Here is a 727-nt window from a genome sequence, read left to right as displayed (position 1 = left end):
AAAGCGTCTCAACTTCAGAATCCGAAAGTGAATCAACTTCCGAATCCGAGAGCACTTCAACTTCCGAGTCTGAAAGTGAGTCAGCATCCGAATCAGAGAGCGTATCTACTTCCGAATCTGAGAGCACCTCAACTTCAGAGTCCGAAAGCGTCTCAACTTCAGAATCTGAAAGTGAGTCAGCATCAGGTTCTGAGAGCAGCTCGGCATCGGCAAGCGAATCGACGAGTGCCTCAACTTCGACATCAGCAAGCGAATCGACGAGCACCTCAACATCGACTAGCGAATCGACTTCAGGTTCAACGAGTACCTCAACATCGACTAGCGAATCCACTTCAGATTCCGCAAGTGCCTCAAGCTCAGCATCCGCAAGTCTGTCAGCTTCGGGTTCCGAAAGCAGCTCGACCTCAGCAAGCGAATCGACTTCAGGTTCAACAAGTGCCTCAACATCGACTAGCGAATCGACTTCAGGTTCAACAAGTGCCTCAACATCGACCAGCGAATCGACTTCAGGTTCAACGAGTGCCTCAACATCGACTAGCGAATCGACTTCAGGTTCAACGAGTACCTCAACATCGACTAGCGAATCGACTTCAGGTTCAACAAGTGCCTCAACATCGACTAGCGAATCGACTTCAGGTTCAACGAGTACCTCAACATCGACTAGCGAATCGACTTCAGGTTCAACGAGTACCTCAACATCGACTAGCGAATCGACTTCAGGTTCAAC

The 727-nt window shown here is 49.5% G+C and carries 1 pseudogene; it reads right to left on the bottom strand.

What is annotated here, in order from left to right:
- A pseudogene (locus OCH80_RS10065) lies at positions 1–727 on the bottom strand (hypothetical protein); the annotation flags it as partial.

This window comes from Lactobacillus sp. 23-2, from assembly GCF_044902225.1.
Taxonomy (GTDB): domain Bacteria; phylum Bacillota; class Bacilli; order Lactobacillales; family Lactobacillaceae; genus Lactobacillus; species Lactobacillus absianus.
This window is presented reverse-complemented; position numbering and strand designations above follow the sequence as displayed.